Here is an 18,577-nt window from a genome sequence, read left to right as displayed (position 1 = left end):
ACGTGCTCATAACAAATAGTTAACACATAAACATCAAATCTGTCAAAATTAAGACAGAGTCATTATTCAAAATAGTTAAGTGTCTTAAATCCGCCCGATTTTAAGTATTCATCCTTTTTCATTAAATGAAGGTCAGAAATGACCATATCTTTAACTAAAGCCGCTAAGTCATATTTAGGTTCCCAGCCCAATTGCGTTTTAGATTTTGTTGGATCTCCCAATAATAAATCTACTTCCGTTGGCCTGAAATATTTAGGATCTACTTTTACTACTGTGCTACCTAAAAACAGTTTTTCAGGATCTAGGCCTAAACGGCTAACCACCTCAACATCTAACCCTATAATTACACCTTTTTCATTTTCGTCTTTCCCCGAAAACTCGATATCTATGCCCAATTCGGCAAAACTCATGCGTACAAAATCGCGAACTGTTGTCGTAATACCGGTAGCAATCACGAAATCTTCTGGTTTTTCTTGCTGCAAAATTAACCACATGGCCTCGATGTAATCTTTGGCATGGCCCCAATCTCTTTGGGCAGAAAGATTACCTAAATAAAGGCATTTCTGCAAGCCTAATGCAATTTTAGCTGCAGCACGGGTAATTTTACGCGTAACGAAAGTTTCGCCCCTTAAAGGGCTCTCATGATTAAACAAAATGCCGTTACAGGCAAACATACTATAAGCCTCTCTGTAATTTACGGTGATCCAATAGGCATACATCTTGGCTACTGCATATGGTGACCGCGGGTAAAAGGGTGTAGTTTCACTTTGTGGAACAGCTTGAACTAAACCATATAACTCTGAAGTACTGGCTTGGTAGACTCTAGTTTTCTTCGTTAAACCCAAAATACGTACGGCCTCTAAAAGTCTCAGGGTCCCAATACCATCTGCATTGGCAGTATACTCAGGCATCTCAAAACTTACATGCACATGGCTCATTGCCGCGAGATTATAAATTTCATCAGGTTGTATTTCCTGAATAATACGGATCAGGTTGGTCGAATCAGTTAAATCGCCGTAATGCAATTTAAAATGTACATTCTGCTCATGTTGGTCCTGATAAAGGTGATCAATACGATCGGTATTAAATGATGACGAACGTCGCTTTAATCCATGAACAAAGTAATCCTTTTTCAGTAAAAATTCTGCTAAATAAGCACCATCCTGTCCTGTAACACCTGTAATTAAAGCAACTTTCATATCAATCAATAATTTGTAGGCTACAAACATACAGAATAATTTATTTGATTGATGAGTGTTTTTAAATGGTAATTTAATCTTATTTCCCTATCAAACACGATCAAATGACTGCTTATGTTCGTACTTTTGAAGCTTGCGCTCATCGAATTTTATGTCTTTTACTTGCAATGATAATGTACCTTGTTTACTTTTTAACCGGGATTCGTTAATCAGCATGCAAAATTTGATTTACGGATGCTTTTGGTAATTAATAGTCGGTTTTTAGGAAAGAATGAATAAGCAATCAAACCAACGATCATATTCGAAATGAAGTTGACAAACGACCTATACCTTGAATGTTCCACTGGAGTTTTACTAATCCATTGGTCTCGATACATAAATCCGTTACATCAGGCTATAACTGCTGTAGGGTATGCTGGTGTTAAATTCAAAACCTTTAAGCAAAATAGCCTTATCAATCAATTTTTTATCACCTGCATGTTCTGGCTGGACGATTTTAAAGATGCGAATAACAAGCTTATTTAGACGATTGGGAAATAGCCATAAGCATAAAGTTTACCGGCATGACAAATGCTTTTCTGATGTAAGCCGCATTTCTACTGACTGTACCAAATACGGACTACTTTCCCTACAGGTTCCTATTAGTGGGCGGCTTTTTTCTTACCATATCCTGATTACCGCATTTGTAAAAAAAGGCGGCCAAGTTGCCCGTTAATTTTGATTATTTCATTCCGGATCACTATAATTTAGTATATTAGGTTAAACAAAAGGGATGATCACCCAATTCAATAAATCTGATTAAAATCCAAAAAAAATATCCCGAATCCCACCTTTACGGCACGTTTACTCCGACTTCCGGCCAGGCTTGCCTATGCCTTGCTGTACACCTACTTGCCTTCTGCTTCGGACTTGCTTTGGTTGAAACAGAACCATGTTGAAGATCAGCGATATCAAAGATTTGCGTCGCTTTAGGTTAGCTGGTTAACAATAGCTAAATAAAAGGTGAAGGGAAACTTAGCTAGGATTATTTTGGGTCACAGCTGTGTCGGTATTGGGGATAGACAACGCGGGAAAAGCAAAATACAAAAAGCCCGAATATATTAGCCGCTCATGCGTTTAGTTCCCACCTGCGCGAGAATGAAGACTGTATAAATAATAGCCTAAAAAACAGCATTAATCACAAAGGCAACAAGAACACAAAGCTATTAATATTTATTAAGCGCTTCTTTAAGAAACTAAACCTGAATGAATGCTCGTGATTTTTTCTATCGGGGCAAAAGGAAAGCGGAACTAGCAGAACCGATGCACACAAAACCTGCTTTCCAAACCCTTGATAACACTAAAAATACCGGCTAACACAAGCAATCTTCGCATCTTTGTGACTTGGTGGTAAAAACATCAATGAACCTCTCTATGAAGATTACTTTACCGACAAAATGGGTACAGGCTAGCTCGCTCAATTCCGGCTTCCATCCAATAACCATCGGATTATTGCCATTAAGATTCCCGCCTGCGAGAGAATGACGCACGGTGTTAATGGTCCTACTCATGCCAATCAGCATGTTGGAAGCGAAGTGCCTATAACCTGGCATCCACCAAATTTCTGTCGATAAAAGATTTGGTATCAAAAATGAGTGCCCCTTTTTCTTTAATACTGCGATAATCAATGTCTAAAAACTGCTGGTGCGCCACAGCAAGGATAACAGCATCGTAATGTTTAAACTGACCATCATTAATCATTTCGATGCCATACTCCGCTTTCACTTCATCCCTATTAGCCCATGGATCATATATATCAACATCCATACTAAAAGCTTTCAGTTCCTTGTAAATATCAATTACCCTTGTATTCCTGATATCAGGGCAATTTTCTTTAAAAGCGAAACCTAAGATTAGGGCTTTAGCGCCATTAATTACTTTTTCTTTGGCCACCAGCATTTTGATCACTTTATTGGCCACAAACATCCCCATATTATCATTTACCCTTCTGCCGGAGAGGATTACTTCAGGTTTATAGCCCAAAGCCTCCGATTTATGCGCCAGGTAATATGGATCTACGCCAATACAATGGCCGCCAACCAGGCCGGGTTTATAGTTTAGAAAATTCCATTTGGTTGCAGCAGCCGCCAGCACATCAGCTGTGTCGATTCCCATGCGATCGAAAATTAATGCCAGTTCGTTTACAAAAGAAATATTCACATCACGTTGTGCATTTTCTATGGCTTTTGAAGCTTCTGCTACTTTAATGCTGGGTGCCAAATGCGTACCGGCAGTAATAATAGAAGCATAAAGTTCATCAATTTCAGCAGCAATCGCAGGCGTAGAGCCAGAGGTTACCTTTTTAATTTTGGTAAGGGTATTAATTTTATCTCCAGGATTAATCCGTTCTGGAGAATAGCCACAGAAAAAATCAATATTGTATTTTAACCCTGAAATTTTTTCTAGAACAGGTACGCAATCTTCTTCGGTACAGCCAGGGTAAACAGTCGATTCATAAATGACGATATCACCTGCTTTTAATACGATACCTAACATTTTGCTGGCTGCAAGTAAAGGTTGCAGATCTGGCCGTTTGAGTTGGTCGATAGGAGTAGGTACCGTAACGATATAGACGGTGCATGTGGCCAGGTCGGCTAAATTGGCGCTGAGGGTTAATCCCATCTCCGACGCAGCAATTACAGTTTTCAGATCTTCCAAATTTGCTTCATTTGTTCGATCCTTTAATTGATTTAACTCAGCTACCCGTTCCTCATTCGTGTCAAAACCAATTACTTTATATTTCTTAGCAAATTCGATAGCAAGTGGTAGTCCAACATAACCTAAACCAATAATGGCAATTTGCTTTTCTGTATTCATTTTTTCTGGTGGTTTTGCAAAGATATAATTATCAAAAGCGCTATTTCAAGTAAAAAGCTTGCTTTCCAAATGATAATCTCCTAGCTAATAATTTAAAATAAGCTATCGCTCCCATCCCAAATTAAAATAAATTATTTATAAATAATATTTAAGATACTATCGCCCACTATTGGCCTATAATGACTTATTTCATAATAATTTGTGACTTTTTCTGAGAAAATACTTTTCCCAGAAAAATCATACACATTTTCTCCAAATAAATTATGTAATTTTTTCAAATCTTTTGGATTAAACTTAATCTGCTCATAAAGGGGGCTCAATACTATTTTGTAATTAGTTTTATGTTTAACCAAAATCCTTTTAATTTCATTTAGCATGTAATCGAATTCTTTGTTAATTTCAACAACGCTGTCTACTTGTTCTTTGTCCCTTTTATAAAATAGTTTATTTCTAACCTCGTAGTATCTTTTAGTCTGATTTGTAATTTCCTCTTCTTGATCAATTATTGTTATTGCATTATTAACAGGATCAAACCTTATCCTTCTATTTTCTATATAGCCTGCCATAAATGGCTTATATTTTTTTGTATTCAAATAAACATAGTAACTAAAAAGAAATTTTGGATTGAGGTAGGCTTTAAAAAAAGTTGCCTGAAAATCAAATTCACTCTCTCCAGAAGTTAAAGGATCTTTGATAAATAAATGACCCTGATGATTAGTCTTATTTAAAAAAGAAACATCTCTACACAGAATAATTAAGGCATTTTTTATATTGATATTTCTAGAATCAAGAAACTTTAACTTAGTGTATATGCCATATATAGATTCTGCAGATGCATCAAACATAAAGACCTTATCCTTTTCATCTAATTTCTTCACCCAAGAATTTGGTCTATAAGCCAAAGTTCTTGAGCTGCCAAAAATAAATGAATTATAGTGATACTTAGGATAATTCTTCACAAGCATTTCTGTCGAGATAAAGTCTCTGTTAGGTATGACAAAAGGATAAGAATAATCGCTATACTTTTTAAGAACTTTGAATGGATCATTTATACAGTAGCTTAGTATAAATATTAGCATAACTCCAAATCCACAAAGTGCAAAAATAAATAATTGTTTTAAGAAAGATTTCATTGTTAGAATTGAAAGTAAATAAACTGCTGTTCGCCACCAGATGAATATAAAATTGCAAATACTAAAATATAATAAGCACTCCACCTTAAAGGCCTAGACCAACTTAATCCAATTTTTTCAATAGCATAATTTTGCTCTCTGCCAATCCATTCTATGATAAAAAAACACATGGTTACAAAAAGCACTCCCAATGCCGATGATATCCCGACAAATTTGGGCAAAGTAAAAAGCGAACTAGAAAATATCTTTACAAGATACTCAAAAGCAGAATGTATACTGGGCGACCTAAAGAAAATCCAAGCGATAACGGTTAGAAAAAAAGTGAGGCTTATAGATAAAACTTCCTTAAGGGTTGGGTAACGCTTGCCATGTGCAACAATATCCATGTTCACTCTATTTTTATTGAAAACAATTGATGGCATTATATAGAGTGCATTTAAAAATCCCCAAGCAATGAATGTCCAATTAGCTCCATGCCAAAATCCACTTACTAAAAATATTATGAACGTATTTCTTACTTTAACAAGCGTTCCACCTTTGCTACCTCCCAAAGGAATATATAAATAATCCTTAAACCATGAGGATAAAGAGATATGCCAACGTCTCCAAAATTCAGCTATATCTCTGGAGAAATATGGAAAGTTAAAGTTTTTGAGCAAATCAACGCCGAATAATCTTGCAGTACCAAGTGCTATATCTGAGTAGCCTGAAAAATCACCATATATTTGAAAGGTAAAGAATAAAGCTCCAAGCAATAAGGTGCTACCGGAATAATTTTCAGAATTATTAAATATTAAATTAGCATAATTAGCGCATTGGTCTGCAATAACAACCTTCTTAAATAGTCCCCATAAAATCTGCCTTAAACCATCTATGGCATTTGCATAGTCAAATTCCCTTTTTTTCTTTATCTGCGGTAAAAGGTGAGTTGCTCTTTCAATAGGCCCTGCAACAAGTAAGGGGAAAAAACTAACGAAAAGAGAATAGTCTACAAAATTTCGCTCAGCGGGAATTCTTTTTTTATAGATGTCTATTACGTAGGAAAGACCATGAAAAGTATAAAAGGAAATTCCAACGGGTAGGATAATAGTTAGTACCCATGGATTAACATGGTATCCCAAATGGGATACTGATTCGGCAAAAGAATCAGCAAAAAAATTAAAGTATTTAAATACAGCTAAAAACCCTAGGTTAATACCTATACTAAGCCAAAACCAGAATTTTCTAACCTTGTTATCTGTTTCAGCCATCTTGATTCCTGTGTAGTAATCCAATAATGTTGAGAAAACTAGCAAGAACAAAAACCTCCAATCCCAACAAGCATAAAAAAAATAACTTGCTACTAAAAGAAGGATATTTTGGGATTGCTTCTTCTTACAGAAAAACCAATGTAGAATAAAAACTACAGGCAAAAATATTGCAAAGCTCAGGGAATTAAAAAGCATCGAATAAAATTTGAAACTTAAAAATATGTACGTTTAGCTCATTTTTGGATCAATAGACCACAATAATCTCACATAGGAATTAAATTATTTAATTTGCTTCAACAGGTAACTGCCATAGCCACTTTTAACCAATGGCGTAGCAATAGCCTTAAGCTGTCCTGCATCGATAAAGCTCATACGGTAAGCGATTTCTTCAATGCAGCCTATCTTTAAGCCTTGTCTTTCTTCTATGATCTGAACAAATTGTCCGGCCTGCATTAATGAGGTGAATGTTCCTGTATCTAACCAGGCTGTACCGCGGCTCAATACGCCTACTTTTAATTTACCCCGTTCCAGATAGATTCGGTTTACATCGGTAATCTCATATTCACCTCGGGGAGAAGGTTTAATATTTTTGGCAATCTCGACAACCTCATTATCATAAAAATACAATCCTGGCACTGCATAATCAGATTTTGGGCTAACAGGCTTCTCTTCAATCGAAATAGCCTTTTTATTTTCATCAAATTCTACCACACCGTAACGTTCAGGATCTGAAACCTGATAAGCAAATACCACACCGCCATCGGGATCAGCACTGGCCTGTAAGAGTTTGGCCATACCATCACCATGGAAGATATTGTCGCCCAATACTAAGGCCACTTTATCTTTACCTATAAAGTCTTCACCAATCACAAAAGCCTGTGCTAAACCATTCGGCTCGGCCTGTACAGCATAGCTAAACTTACAGCCCAAAGAAGCACCATCGCCCAATAATTTCTCAAAATTTGGCAGATCGTGTGGCGTAGAAATAATTAGAATTTCTTTTATACCAGCCAACATTAAGGTCGATAGTGGATAATAGATCATCGGCTTATCGTAAACCGGCATCATCTGTTTACTACAAGCCAAAGTTAAAGGGTGCAAACGGGTTCCGCTGCCACCAGCTAAGATTATACCTTTCATATTAGGATTAGATTTGAGATTTGAGACATTAGATTTGAGACGAATGGCTCTATCTCAACATCTGTATTACTTCTATTTATTAATTTGTTTTATACACGCTACCAAACTATCTCTCCAGTAAGGAATTTCAATATTAAATGTTTCTTTGATTTTAGATTTATCCATCACCGAAAATGCTGGCCGGATTGCTTTAGTTGGGTAAGCAGAACCTGGAATAGGATTTACTTTTACCTTAGTTTGGCTGATATCAAAAATCGCATTTGCAAAATCGAACCATGAGGTTACGCCCTCATTGCTATAATGGTAAACGCCATAAGTGGCGGATGAAGAACTTATAATATCAAAAATGGCATTTGCCAGATCAATGGCATAGGTTGGTGTACCCACCTGATCGGCAATGATATTCAGTTCATCACGCTCGGCACCGAGTTTAAGCATGGTTTTTGCAAAGTTGTTGGCATACTCAGAATACAACCAGCTGGTGCGGATAATGAAGTGAGCAGGCAGTGTTGAAACAACTGCTTTTTCTCCATCTAATTTGGTTACACCATAAACATTGATCGGTTTAGCCTCGTCGTCTTCCTTTAGTAATTTTACTTCATTCCCTTCGAAAACGAAATCGGTAGAAACATGTATTAGTGTTGCCCCATTTACAAAACAAGCTGAGGCTAAGTATCCTGCACCTGTTTCATTAATGGCTTTAGCCAGCTCAACTTCATCCTCTGCTTTATCTACAGCAGTATAAGCGGCACAATTAATCACAAAAGCAGGTTTCTCTGCAGCTAGCAGATCATTCAAACCAAACTCATTCAGGATATTTGCATCCTGCTCGGCTGGAAAAACAATTTCTGTAATTGCTCTTCGCTCCGCAACCACCTTCAAACACTGGCCTAACTGTCCGCCGGCACCAATTACTAGTATTTTACTCATATGTGCTTTAAAGCTGAAAATGGTTTTAAAAGTAGATCTTTATCAGATACCGCCAGATCTTTCTCCGGAATTAACCAATCAATATTCAGGTCCGCATCATTATAAATTACCCCAGTTTCTGAAGCTTTATTAAAAAAATTATCACATTTATATAAAAATTCTGCCGTTTCGCTCAATACCGAAAAGCCATGTATAAAACCTCTTGGTATATAAAGCTGTAATTTATTCTCTGCACTTAAGCGTATGGCAAAATGTTTACCATAGGTTGGTGAGCTTGGACGTACATCTACCGCAACATCCAATACTTCTCCCTTGGTTACACGCACTAATTTGGCTTGCGCAAATTCTCCGGTTTGGGCATGTAAACCTCTAACTACACCGTAAGAAGAATAAGATTCGTTATCCTGAACAAACCTGCCTGATAAACCCGTTTTTTCTTCGAATGTATTTTGGTTAAAACTTTCAAAAAAATATCCTCTGGGATCTTCGAACACCCTTGGCTTAATAATCAGACAGTCTTTTAATCCCGTTTGTTCAATTTCCATTATTTACTGCTGTACTGTTGTTCGTAGTAAGACTGATAATTGCCTGAGGTTACGTTGTTTAACCATTCTTCGTTTTGTAAATACCAGTCTACCGTTTTGGCTAAACCTTCTTCAAATTGTAAGCTTGGTACCCAATCTAATTGATTTTGTAATTTACTCGAATCAATGGCATAACGTAAATCGTGCCCTGCGCGGTCGGTTACATAGGTAATCAGTTTAGCCGATTCTCCTGCTTCGCGACCTAATTTTTGATCCATAATTGTACAAAGCAAATTGATCAGATCAATATTTTTCCACTCATTATGTCCACCAATGTTGTACGTATCTCCTGTTTTCGAATTGTGGAAAATTACATCAATTGCTCTCGCATGGTCTTCTACCCATAACCAATCGCGTACATTTTCACCTTTACCATATACCGGTACAGGTTTGTTATTTTTGATATTATTAATGGCCAGTGGGATCAATTTCTCAGGGAAATGATGAGAACCATAGTTGTTAGAGCAATTAGAAATTACACAGTCCATGCCATAAGTATCGTGATAGGCCCTTACAAAGTGATCTGAACTCGCTTTTGATGCCGAATAAGGACTATGAGGGTCGTATGCCGTAGTTTCGGTAAACATACCTGTTTCACCTAAGGCGCCATAAACCTCATCGGTACTTACATGATAGAAACGTTTTTTGTCATAATCACCTTTCCAATATTCGCGGGCTGCATTTAATAAATTTACGGTGCCAATTACATTGGTAATGACGAAAGCTGTTGGATCAGAAATAGAACGATCTACATGGCTCTCTGCGGCTAAGTGAATAACTGCATCGAAGTTTTCTGTTTTAAACAGATCGAACATCGCGTTAGCATCGGTAATATCTTCCTTTATAAATCTATAATTTGGCTTATTTTCAATATCGGTTAAATTAGCCAGATTACCTGCATAGGTAAGTTTATCTAAATTTACGATCTCGTATTGAGGATAGTTGTTAACAAAACGGCGAACTACATGAGAGCCAATAAAGCCCGCACCACCAGTGATTAAGATTTTTTTCACAGTTATTATATGATTTTCAATTCTGCTAAAGTAAGATAGATTTCGGCAAAAAACAACTTAATTTTGACATAAGCTGAAAACCGAACGAAATAATTCAGAAGCAATTAGTCAATTTCTATGAGCATCTTCTGCATAAATAGATAAGCTTGCAGTTGCAATAGAGAAACGCAAGGAAACTATAGATGACGCTTACATTTGACTTTACTATTGCGCCAATAACCATGAAAAATTTAAGGAAGACAAACTACATCGCCGCCACAGAACTTTCCAATTCTTTATACCACTCTTCTCCATATTTACGGATAAGCGGTCCTTTTAAAAAGCTATAAACTGGAACCTTTAATTCACGGCCAAAGGTACAGGCATCGTGGCAGATGTGCCAGCGGTCGTAATTTAGCACTTCGAATTCTGGATATTTCGTTATCCGGATAGGATAAAGGTGACAAGAAATCGGCTTCTGCCAATCTACAATACCTTGCTCATACGCTTTTTCAATGGCACACTTCGTAATACCACCCTCAAAAAGCACGTAAGCGCATTCTTTATTTTTATCTACACAAGGGGTGGTTAAATCGCCATCTTCATCAACTACATAAACGCCTTGTTCCTCAATAGCTTTAATGCCCTTTTCATTCAACAGGTGTTTAATTTTCGGATATATCTCTTCCAAAATGGCTTTTTCGTCATTATCCAATGGTGCACCCGAATCGCCTTCTACACAACAGATTCCTTTACATTTGCTTAAATTACAAACAAAGTTTTCCTTCAATACATCCTCGTGCACTAGCACCTGTTCAACTTCTATCATCATTATTCTTTTGCTAAAGCATATTTCAGGCCACTGGCCGATTTTAATTCCATCGTAACTGCCCCCACCAATATCTCTACCTGGGCCTTTACCGGTACGCGGTTTCCATCATCGGTTACCCAAAGGTATAACCGGCTATCTTTTTTAAAGATCCTTCCCGGTTTAATGGATGGACTAAATTTTAAGCAGCGGATGTTCCCCAATTTACTTTTAATCGTTTCTTTTCCTATATATTCAACCTCTAAGGCTGAGATTTCATCACCCAAGAAATAGTTCAGTTTAAACTTATCACCAATTTTGATTTTACTGATATCCAGGCTCCGGGCAAAATAATAAGCCGAAACCAGATCAAAAGTCTGAGTAGTTGGCGTTGTAAAAGTTCCTCTGTTCGAAACTACTTTCTTTGCATCCTGCGTAAAACGTGCCTTATCCTGGCGTCTATAACTGGCCTCACGGATATTCTCCTGATAGAAGTAAGGTAAAAGGTCAGTTTTATCGATATACGAATCGTAGTGATCTCTTATCTTATAAAACACATCAAAAGTTCCGGAAGTCTGCGCATCAACCGTAAGTTTATAAGTAGGCCTGTTATCAAACTTTAAATCAGAATTGGCTACCTTAATCGTAGCTTCTGCCGCCGTTATAAATCCGTACCTTAATTTATATTGCAAAACTTCACCTTCCTGAAATACGGCCTCTTTCTTCAGGGGAAGTTGCTGCGCCGTTGCCAAAAGACTGCATAAGCCAGCCGTGACGGTTATAAATAATTTCTTCATTGCTTTTGTACTCATTTGTGTGTTGTTGGGAAAGAACTGTTTCCTAAAAAAAATGCGGTTAAATTCTTTCTCCCATGAAGATATACAAAAAGCAAACCAAAATTTAATCTTTTCTTTTATATACAGGAACTGTAGAGCAGGGTTCGCCAAACATAATGCTTTTAACTACTGGCGTAAGCAGGTTGGTTACCTCAACATAGGCTGAAACCGGAACATCGATATCGCCACATCCTTTTACCACCACACGCTCGTTGGCATAATCTTGGGGATTAATTTTAGCCAGTGCCTTGGTAAATAAAACAGCTTCCAATGTATTTAAATCGCCAAATACTACTTCATTGGCATAAGGTTTTAATCTATTCGCCAGCAGCATATAAGCCCAGGTAGGTACAATTGCATCGGCCGAGCAGATAATGGCTACATTCTTATCCTGATATTGCGCCCAGTCGTGATTTTTGATAAATTCTCTAAAATCCTTTTCTCTTAGTATTAAACCAGAAAAAAGATTGTCTACAATATCATAAACCACTCTTTCACCTTTATGATAAAAATCTTCGAGATTTAAAGTTATTAAACCGCTATTGGCTACTTTATTAATAATGTTTTCCTGAATTTCCATGGCCTTAAATAAAAAAAACCGTTCCGACTAATCATCGGAACGGTTACAAAATTACGTATTTTCTATTTAATAGAATTTCACACGATTGTCTTTTATCTTGGCATTTTCCTGTAAAGCCTGGAAAGCCGATCCTAATGAACGCTGTCCTAAACTTAACATCATGCTTTCTTTTTGTTTAAACATATTTGCAATTGGTGCAGGATTTGTAAATCCATCAACTGAAAATACATAAACACCACGTTCACCCTGAACAGGAGCAGATACTTTACCTGGCTGTGAACCAAAAACGCTTCCTACTAAAGCATTTTCCTGTGCTACACCCGGGATTACCGGATTGGCAAATACCACGTTCTGTACTGGATTAACCGGACGTGCAACTTTAGCTGCAACCTGGTCGATACTTCCTTTACCTGCGTTGGCCAATTTTTCTTTTAATTGTTTTGCTTTGACTGCATTAATTACCATTGGCTCAATTTCTTTCTTCACATCAGCTAATGATAAAATACCTTTAGGGCTGATTGTAGTTAAACGGGCCACAACATAAGCATTGCTCATGGTATAAATTTCTGGTAATACATCACCTTTGTCTGCTGCGTAAGCATCCTGAATTAATTTACGTGGGTTATCCAATCCAGCTGCAAATCCTTGTGTTGATGCAACCTTATCAGCAACAGTAACTTTTAATCCTTTTTGTGCAGCAAATTTGCTAAAGTCGTTACCTTTCACCTCAGTTAAGAAATTGCTTGCTGCTTTGTAGGCAGCCGCCTGGGTTTTGCTACTTGCATTTAATGCTTTTTCTACGTAAGCTAATTTAGCTACTTTAGATGACCCGATCTGTTTTTCGATTTTAAGCACATGGTAGCCAAATTGAGACTTTACTACTTTAAGATCTCCTGTCTTTCCATCAAAGGCTGCATTCTCAAACTCAGGAACCATAGCGCCACGGGCAAAAGCTGGCATTTCACCACCTTTATCTTTCGAACCGTCTACACTATAGTTTTTAGCCAGTTCTGCAAAATTAGCGCCTTTTAAAATTAATGCGTTTAATGAATCAGCTAACTTAAGTGCTTTATCTTCGCCACCAACTTTAGCCGGATCGATTAAGATGTGGCTTGCTTTTACTGAATCAGGAGAAATACGGGTAGATACTACCTTTACAATTTTGTATGAGTTACCTGTTAATTTTGGGCCGTAAAAACTACCTGCTGGTAAAGCGAATACTGCTGAATCAACCGCAGGATCCAATTTACCTTTTGTGATATAAGTAAACGGAACTTTTACGTCTGAATTGATTGCAGCGAAAAGTGAATCGTTTTTAGCCACCTGGAAATCAGCAGCAATTTTGTCTACCTGAGCTTTGATTGCCAATGAATCTGCTTTGGTTGGACTGATACTGAAACTGACGTACTCAAAAGCACGTGTTTCTTGTGGATTGTTGAAACGTGCTTTGTTCTGCTCATAATATTCTGAGTAGTCGTTGTCTGTTAATTTAACAGCAGCATCGGGAATAGAAGTATAATCTAAACTTACATATTTAAAATTAGCCAGTTTATTGCGGTTAGTATATTCATCAGTAGCTTCCAAAGAAGTTACATAAACCGAATTACGGATCAGGTTAGAATATTTTGTCTGCAGGGCCTGGTTTTTAATTTCTTCCTGTAACATATTAGATTGCTGCAAAGCCTGAGGTTCTTTCGATTTTAGAAAGTTCATCAAGGTAGCACGGTCTAACTGTCCTGTCTGAGGATTAGAGAAATATTGTTTAATTAGGGGGCTAGGGTTTTGACCTTGCAATAAATCTACCAGTTCATCTTCAGAAACTGTTAAACCTAAACGATCGTACTCTTTAGTTAACAAAACTTTTGCCAACTCTGCATTCCATGCCTGATCTACAGCCATAGCAGTCATCTGTGCATTTGCACTGCCGCCATATTGTTGTTTCATCTGGTTTACACCCTGATCAACCTTTGGTCCGAATTCATCAATACTGATATCCTTACCATCAATTGATCCTACAACTTTTTGATCTGCTGCCCAAAAAGGTTTACCCACGTTAATTGCATCACCTACTAAAAATGCAACAATTGCAAAACCGATGGCAAAAACTAGAATATAGCCTGCACGGTTACGCAAAAATGTCATTAATCCCATATTGTAATTATAAATTTATTTAGTTCTTTTTTAAGAGGGCGCAAGATACAAATTTGCCTCAAAAAAGAAAACACAAAATTTTATTTATCAAGTGTTTAATTTTTAAGCAAATACAGGCCCTGTTTTAATGATTGAAATGACAGAATTTTGAGTGATTGAATGATGGAGCTATCGAAGGATAATTTGAATAAATCCATTAACATTCAATAATTCACTCATTCCATCATTTGTACATTGCAACTAAGGCGCTACGCCTTCCTTCATGTTCAGCTCGCCGTTTCCACTATCCATTTCATAGGTACTAAAATCCTGCGGAGCTTTGAAGTTGATGCCTTCGCCTATGCTTCCATCTACTCCTTTCACATATACCCGTTGATTGGAATAAAAAATCTTTTTCGACTCATCCCAGATCAGTTCCTGTGAAGAGAAAGTATCGCCCTTACTGTTTTTTACGACTACATTTTTCCTAAATTCGGTTTTAAGCTCATTATCCTTCCTAATGGCGTAATCGCAAACCAGGTTTCCATCAATGGTTCCGTTAGGGTTATAAAAATCGATATTTACGCCCTTAATCATTTCCTGATAAGCGCTTCCGTTCGAAGGCGTAACCTTATCCATTATTGGGGCATAACCTTTAGCCTTAATTCTGGCCGAATCGCTGTAAGTGATATCGACACCAATGGTCCGATCCCTGGACAGGATTACTTTATTTGGTGAGACTGAATTGGCATTTTTTAGATCGTCGTCTCCACAGGAAGCCAGAAAAAAAGGCAACACCAGAAACAGACCGTATAAAAATGTCTTTAAATTCATTAGTCTACACGGTACTTACGGAACCAGGTATCGTTCAAGGTAAAGCCTAAGTGGAAATTAATAAACTTCTCTTTAACAAGATTATCGGTTAATGTTCCTCTTTGTCCGAACTCGGTTGTAAAGTTGATTTTATAAAATGCTGAACCACCGTTAGCAGTAGGCAACGGGAAGCCAAAACCCAACGATGCACCCATTTGTTTGATATCCTGATTACCGATTTTGATATAAGTTTTATCGTAATTAAAACCAAGACGGTAATCTACACGTTTCATATAACTATTGTAAGAAAATGCGTCTGGTGTCCACTGGCCACCCAAAGAAGCACCCCAGCTATCTTGCAAACCTTGATTTACATTATTGATACTTGTTGCAGACCATTTACTCATCCTAAAATCGGCACCGATCATCCACTTATCATTCTGCTGGATAGAGATCCCAAAATTATGCGTTAATGGCAAGGTAAGATTAGATTTCCCGTTATTCGCGATGTTTAATGTATCGGCAGCAGGGTTTTCATTACCGCTTTGATCTCTTGTGTAGAACGTAGCAAAGGAAGTTTGCGTCGAATTTATTTTTCCAGAAGTGCTTCCAGAATAACCCAGGGTCATAATTGTTTTCTTACCGATATTAAAATCGTACTGGATGCCATAAGAGTAATTTATACCACCAACACTATTTTTATTTTGAAGTTTAGCATTATAAGCCCCAACTGATTGGAATTCGGTAGCGCGGGTAGTTTGGAGGTTACCAAAAATATATTCTAAGTTACCGCCAATTCTTAAATGATCGCCAAAACGATAACCATAACCTATATAAGCCTTTGATAAGCCGCCTTCGCCTTCATAAAGCTGGTCTAAAGTGGTTGTATCAACTTTGGTCGTGTTTCTGTAAGAATAACCCAAATCTGAGTAAGGCAAAATACCAAAACTCAAGGCCGATCTTTTGGTAACCGGAGCGGCAAATGCCAAATGACTAAAAGTAGAATTGAAACTTGTTTCGCTTAAATTGTTTCGCGAAAGATTGGTTAAACCAGCACTCATTCCCACATCAATGGTGGTTAAAGTTATTCCGGCATAAGATGCAGGGTTTTGCATATTAATGTAATTGAACCCTGTTACTTTACCTACTGCGGTAGAAATTCCACCCATTGCTCTAAGCTGGGGCAACAAAGAGCCCTTTATATTTCCAAGTCCATATCTTGAATATGGTGATGAAGTGGTAACCTGTGCCTGAGCACTTAAACCACAAACTAGAACGAGTATGGCTGCAATATAATTTATTCTTTTGTACATTTTAATCTGCAATAGCTTCATTTAATCCTTTTAATACTAAGTAAGGATCTTTTATAATTTGAGGCGCAAAGATGCTGTTTTGTAATTGTTTATACAAAAAATTAGCATCACCCCCCGTTATAATTACCTTCAGAGCACTTTCTTTTTTATTATTTAGGGCAATAAAGCCTTCAATTTCGTTTATTATTCCTTGTAAAACGCCGTTCTTGATTGCCGATTGGGTATCAGTGCCTTCCACAATAGCCTCATTTGCATCCCACTCCACCAAAGGCAAACGGCCGGTAAATTCGTGTACAGCCTTAAAACGCATTTTAATACCTGGGCTTATACTTCCGCCAAAATATTCCTTCGTGCTACTTAAAACATCATAAGTAATACAGGTACCCGCATCAACCACTAAACTTGCGTTTGTTGGATGTAAGCCATTTGCACCCAAAATAGCAGCCCATCTATCTAATCCTAAAGTAACTGGCGTTTTATATCTATTTTGTACGCCGTTCGTCAACATGGTTGAAAAACGGATATACTCAGTATGCTTTTTTAAAAATACTTCTAATGGTCCAACTTCCTGATTAACACTACTGATGATGGATTTCGATGGCGAAAACTTCTCAATCAATTGAGCCAGATCAAGTATCCCAATTTTATTGAAACGCTGATGGTGAATAATTTCCTTATTTGCAAAAACAGCAACTTTCACAGCAGAATTTCCAATATCAATGCTTAGTCTACGCATTTAAAATCTCCCACTGCAAATAACATGTTCTTAGAAATTCCAATGACTCCATTTTTTATCTATCTTGATCAAAACTAAAAAAGCTTTAATTCTAAAATCATGCACAAAGCTATTAATCTTTGTCAAGTTTCGCTCTAGTTATTTGTTAAAAAAGGTTAAACAAACAGAAAATACTGTATCGAAAGCACAAATAAAACGAACAATGTTTCGTAAAACCAACGTTTTTTAGCATTGCTGAAATAATAGGCCAACAGTACCGATCCTGGCGGTACACAAAGCAAAAAATGCCAGGTCCTGAAATCCGGTTTGAGGTAAAAACTTGCTGCAGAAATAATAAACATGAAAAACAACAGCTGAAAACTTTTCCGTGTACTGATAAAACTCCTGAAGAAATTTTCCCGGAGCTGTAGTGATGCCAGTATGATAATTACCGTTACCGGGATTAGCACCAGGTAATCGTTATAGTTAATTTTAAAAACCGAAGGAAACTTATTGCCTAATGGTTTCCATATCTGATAGAACGAGCTTAAATTATCATTCCAATAATAAAATACGGCCAGAAAAAAGAAAACTGTAATAAAGCCAATCAAGCCAGCTACCCATTCGCGCCAATTAAATGATCTAAAAAGCAATAGTGCTAAAAAGATCATAAGCAACATGGCCATAAACGGAAAATAGATCAATGTTCCTACCCCAATAATCATCCCGATATCGAACACAGTGGTAATAGAGTTCGCACTTTTACCCAGTTTTAAAAATTTATCTATAATCCAAATCAACAGAAAGTTACACAACAATGCCGGACTTAGGATCATAAAAGGCATAAACAAACTTGTTCCTGTTATAAACATCAGCCCTGGCAGGAAACTGGGTTTGGCCAATAAATTATGATTGTTTACAACTCGATTGAAAATTAAAGCCTGTACATAAACCAAAAGTGCCGCGATAAAAATATTGGTATATGGCGTAAAGGCATTGTCTAAATCTATATTGATCAATAACCGGGCAAATGGTTCCAAAAAATCAAAATTCAGCTTATCGTGTGTTTCATGAAAAATGGCAATACGCAAAAAGAATGTGTATGCCAGCAAGAATACGAGGTTAATAGGATTTAGCTTTCTAAACTGATTAATCATACCTTTTTTAAGAGTAGGCAAAGTAAAGAAAATAATTTAAGAGTAGGGGAAGAAAGATAAAAGGGGAGAGACGAAAGGTTAAAGGGGAAACTTCTACTGTCTAACAAAATGTTGGTTTATATCCAAATCCAGCTTCAGCTT

At 37.1% G+C, this 18,577-nt stretch carries 16 protein-coding genes; all 16 read right to left on the bottom strand.

Annotation, left to right across the window (positions count from 1 at the left end; translation table 11 throughout):
• Positions 1–62: 62 nt before the first annotated feature.
• Positions 63–1,199, bottom strand: coding sequence for a GDP-mannose 4,6-dehydratase (gmd, locus tag LQ201_RS14740; RefSeq protein WP_230143404.1), 1,137 nt, complete (start codon positions 1,197–1,199; stop codon positions 63–65).
• Positions 1,200–2,777: 1,578 nt separating this feature from the next.
• The gene (locus tag LQ201_RS14735) at positions 2,778–4,055 is read right to left on the bottom strand and encodes a nucleotide sugar dehydrogenase (protein WP_230143403.1); all 1,278 of its coding nucleotides are present in this window, start codon (positions 4,053–4,055) and stop codon (positions 2,778–2,780) included.
• Positions 4,056–4,186: 131 nt separating this feature from the next.
• Positions 4,187–5,188: a hypothetical protein gene (locus LQ201_RS14730; protein WP_230143402.1), complete on the bottom strand. Its 1,002-nt coding sequence runs from the start codon at positions 5,186–5,188 to the stop codon at positions 4,187–4,189.
• A gap of 2 nt (positions 5,189–5,190) precedes the next feature.
• Positions 5,191–6,633 carry an MBOAT family protein gene (locus tag LQ201_RS14725; protein WP_230146649.1) on the bottom strand — a complete coding sequence of 481 codons (1,443 nt, stop codon included), beginning with the start codon at positions 6,631–6,633 and terminating at the stop codon, positions 5,191–5,193.
• Positions 6,634–6,717: 84 nt separating this feature from the next.
• Positions 6,718–7,578 (bottom strand): glucose-1-phosphate thymidylyltransferase RfbA, encoded by an 861-nt coding sequence (gene rfbA / locus LQ201_RS14720; protein ID WP_230143400.1) that lies wholly within the window; start codon positions 7,576–7,578, stop codon positions 6,718–6,720.
• A 72-nt stretch (positions 7,579–7,650) separates the two neighbouring features.
• Positions 7,651–8,508, bottom strand: a complete 858-nt coding sequence (gene rfbD / locus LQ201_RS14715; protein ID WP_230143399.1) for a dTDP-4-dehydrorhamnose reductase — start codon at positions 8,506–8,508, stop codon at positions 7,651–7,653.
• Positions 8,505–9,053 carry a dTDP-4-dehydrorhamnose 3,5-epimerase gene (rfbC, locus tag LQ201_RS14710; RefSeq protein ID WP_230143398.1) on the bottom strand — a complete coding sequence of 183 codons (549 nt, stop codon included), beginning with the start codon at positions 9,051–9,053 and terminating at the stop codon, positions 8,505–8,507. The genes rfbD and rfbC overlap by 4 nt, the downstream gene beginning before the upstream one ends.
• Positions 9,053–10,105 (bottom strand): dTDP-glucose 4,6-dehydratase, encoded by a 1,053-nt coding sequence (gene rfbB / locus LQ201_RS14705; protein WP_230143397.1) that lies wholly within the window; start codon positions 10,103–10,105, stop codon positions 9,053–9,055. Before rfbB ends, rfbC begins: the two co-directional genes overlap by 1 nt.
• A 244-nt stretch (positions 10,106–10,349) precedes the next feature.
• A complete protein-coding gene (locus LQ201_RS14700; protein ID WP_131029599.1) occupies positions 10,350–10,913 on the bottom strand; it encodes a DUF3109 family protein in 564 nt (187 codons plus the stop codon).
• A gap of 2 nt (positions 10,914–10,915) precedes the next feature.
• A complete protein-coding gene (locus LQ201_RS14695) occupies positions 10,916–11,689 on the bottom strand; it encodes a DUF3108 domain-containing protein (protein ID WP_230143465.1) in 774 nt (257 codons plus the stop codon).
• Positions 11,690–11,792: 103 nt separating this feature from the next.
• A complete protein-coding gene (locus LQ201_RS14690; protein WP_230143396.1) occupies positions 11,793–12,308 on the bottom strand; it encodes a DUF2480 family protein in 516 nt (171 codons plus the stop codon).
• A 66-nt stretch (positions 12,309–12,374) separates the two neighbouring features.
• A complete protein-coding gene (locus LQ201_RS14685; RefSeq protein WP_230143395.1) occupies positions 12,375–14,459 on the bottom strand; it encodes a SurA N-terminal domain-containing protein in 2,085 nt (694 codons plus the stop codon).
• Positions 14,460–14,699: 240 nt separating this feature from the next.
• Positions 14,700–15,272, bottom strand: a complete 573-nt coding sequence (locus tag LQ201_RS14680; protein ID WP_230143393.1) for a hypothetical protein — start codon at positions 15,270–15,272, stop codon at positions 14,700–14,702.
• Positions 15,272–16,585: an OmpP1/FadL family transporter gene (locus tag LQ201_RS14675; RefSeq protein WP_230146648.1), complete on the bottom strand. Its 1,314-nt coding sequence runs from the start codon at positions 16,583–16,585 to the stop codon at positions 15,272–15,274. The genes LQ201_RS14680 and LQ201_RS14675 overlap by 1 nt, the downstream gene beginning before the upstream one ends.
• Positions 16,566–17,300, bottom strand: a complete 735-nt coding sequence (locus LQ201_RS14670; protein WP_230143390.1) for a type III pantothenate kinase — start codon at positions 17,298–17,300, stop codon at positions 16,566–16,568. Before LQ201_RS14670 ends, LQ201_RS14675 begins: the two co-directional genes overlap by 20 nt.
• 155 nt (positions 17,301–17,455) lie before the next feature.
• A complete protein-coding gene (locus LQ201_RS14665; protein WP_230146647.1) occupies positions 17,456–18,391 on the bottom strand; it encodes a DUF6427 family protein in 936 nt (311 codons plus the stop codon).
• Positions 18,392–18,577 lie beyond the last annotated feature (186 nt).

Origin of the sequence: Pedobacter sp. Bi126 (assembly GCF_918698245.1) — a bacterium.
In the GTDB taxonomy this organism is placed as follows: domain Bacteria; phylum Bacteroidota; class Bacteroidia; order Sphingobacteriales; family Sphingobacteriaceae; genus Pedobacter.
This window is presented reverse-complemented; position numbering and strand designations above follow the sequence as displayed.

Coding starts and splice junctions, on each gene's coding strand:
- LQ201_RS14695 (WP_230143465.1), bottom strand. CDS start 11,689: ATGAAGAAATTATTTATAACCGTCACGGCTGGCTTATGCAGTCTTTTG.
- LQ201_RS14675 (WP_230146648.1), bottom strand. CDS start 16,585: ATGAAGCTATTGCAGATTAAAATGTACAAAAGAATAAATTATATTGCA.
- LQ201_RS14735 (WP_230143403.1), bottom strand. CDS start 4,055: ATGAATACAGAAAAGCAAATTGCCATTATTGGTTTAGGTTATGTTGGA.
- LQ201_RS14700 (WP_131029599.1), bottom strand. CDS start 10,913: ATGATAGAAGTTGAACAGGTGCTAGTGCACGAGGATGTATTGAAGGAA.
- LQ201_RS14670 (WP_230143390.1), bottom strand. CDS start 17,300: ATGCGTAGACTAAGCATTGATATTGGAAATTCTGCTGTGAAAGTTGCT.
- LQ201_RS14680 (WP_230143393.1), bottom strand. CDS start 15,272: ATGAATTTAAAGACATTTTTATACGGTCTGTTTCTGGTGTTGCCTTTT.
- rfbD (WP_230143399.1), bottom strand. CDS start 8,508: ATGAGTAAAATACTAGTAATTGGTGCCGGCGGACAGTTAGGCCAGTGT.
- LQ201_RS14725 (WP_230146649.1), bottom strand. CDS start 6,633: ATGCTTTTTAATTCCCTGAGCTTTGCAATATTTTTGCCTGTAGTTTTT.
- LQ201_RS14730 (WP_230143402.1), bottom strand. CDS start 5,188: ATGAAATCTTTCTTAAAACAATTATTTATTTTTGCACTTTGTGGATTT.
- LQ201_RS14690 (WP_230143396.1), bottom strand. CDS start 12,308: ATGGAAATTCAGGAAAACATTATTAATAAAGTAGCCAATAGCGGTTTA.
- rfbA (WP_230143400.1), bottom strand. CDS start 7,578: ATGAAAGGTATAATCTTAGCTGGTGGCAGCGGAACCCGTTTGCACCCT.
- gmd (WP_230143404.1), bottom strand. CDS start 1,199: ATGAAAGTTGCTTTAATTACAGGTGTTACAGGACAGGATGGTGCTTAT.
- LQ201_RS14685 (WP_230143395.1), bottom strand. CDS start 14,459: ATGGGATTAATGACATTTTTGCGTAACCGTGCAGGCTATATTCTAGTT.
- rfbC (WP_230143398.1), bottom strand. CDS start 9,053: ATGGAAATTGAACAAACGGGATTAAAAGACTGTCTGATTATTAAGCCA.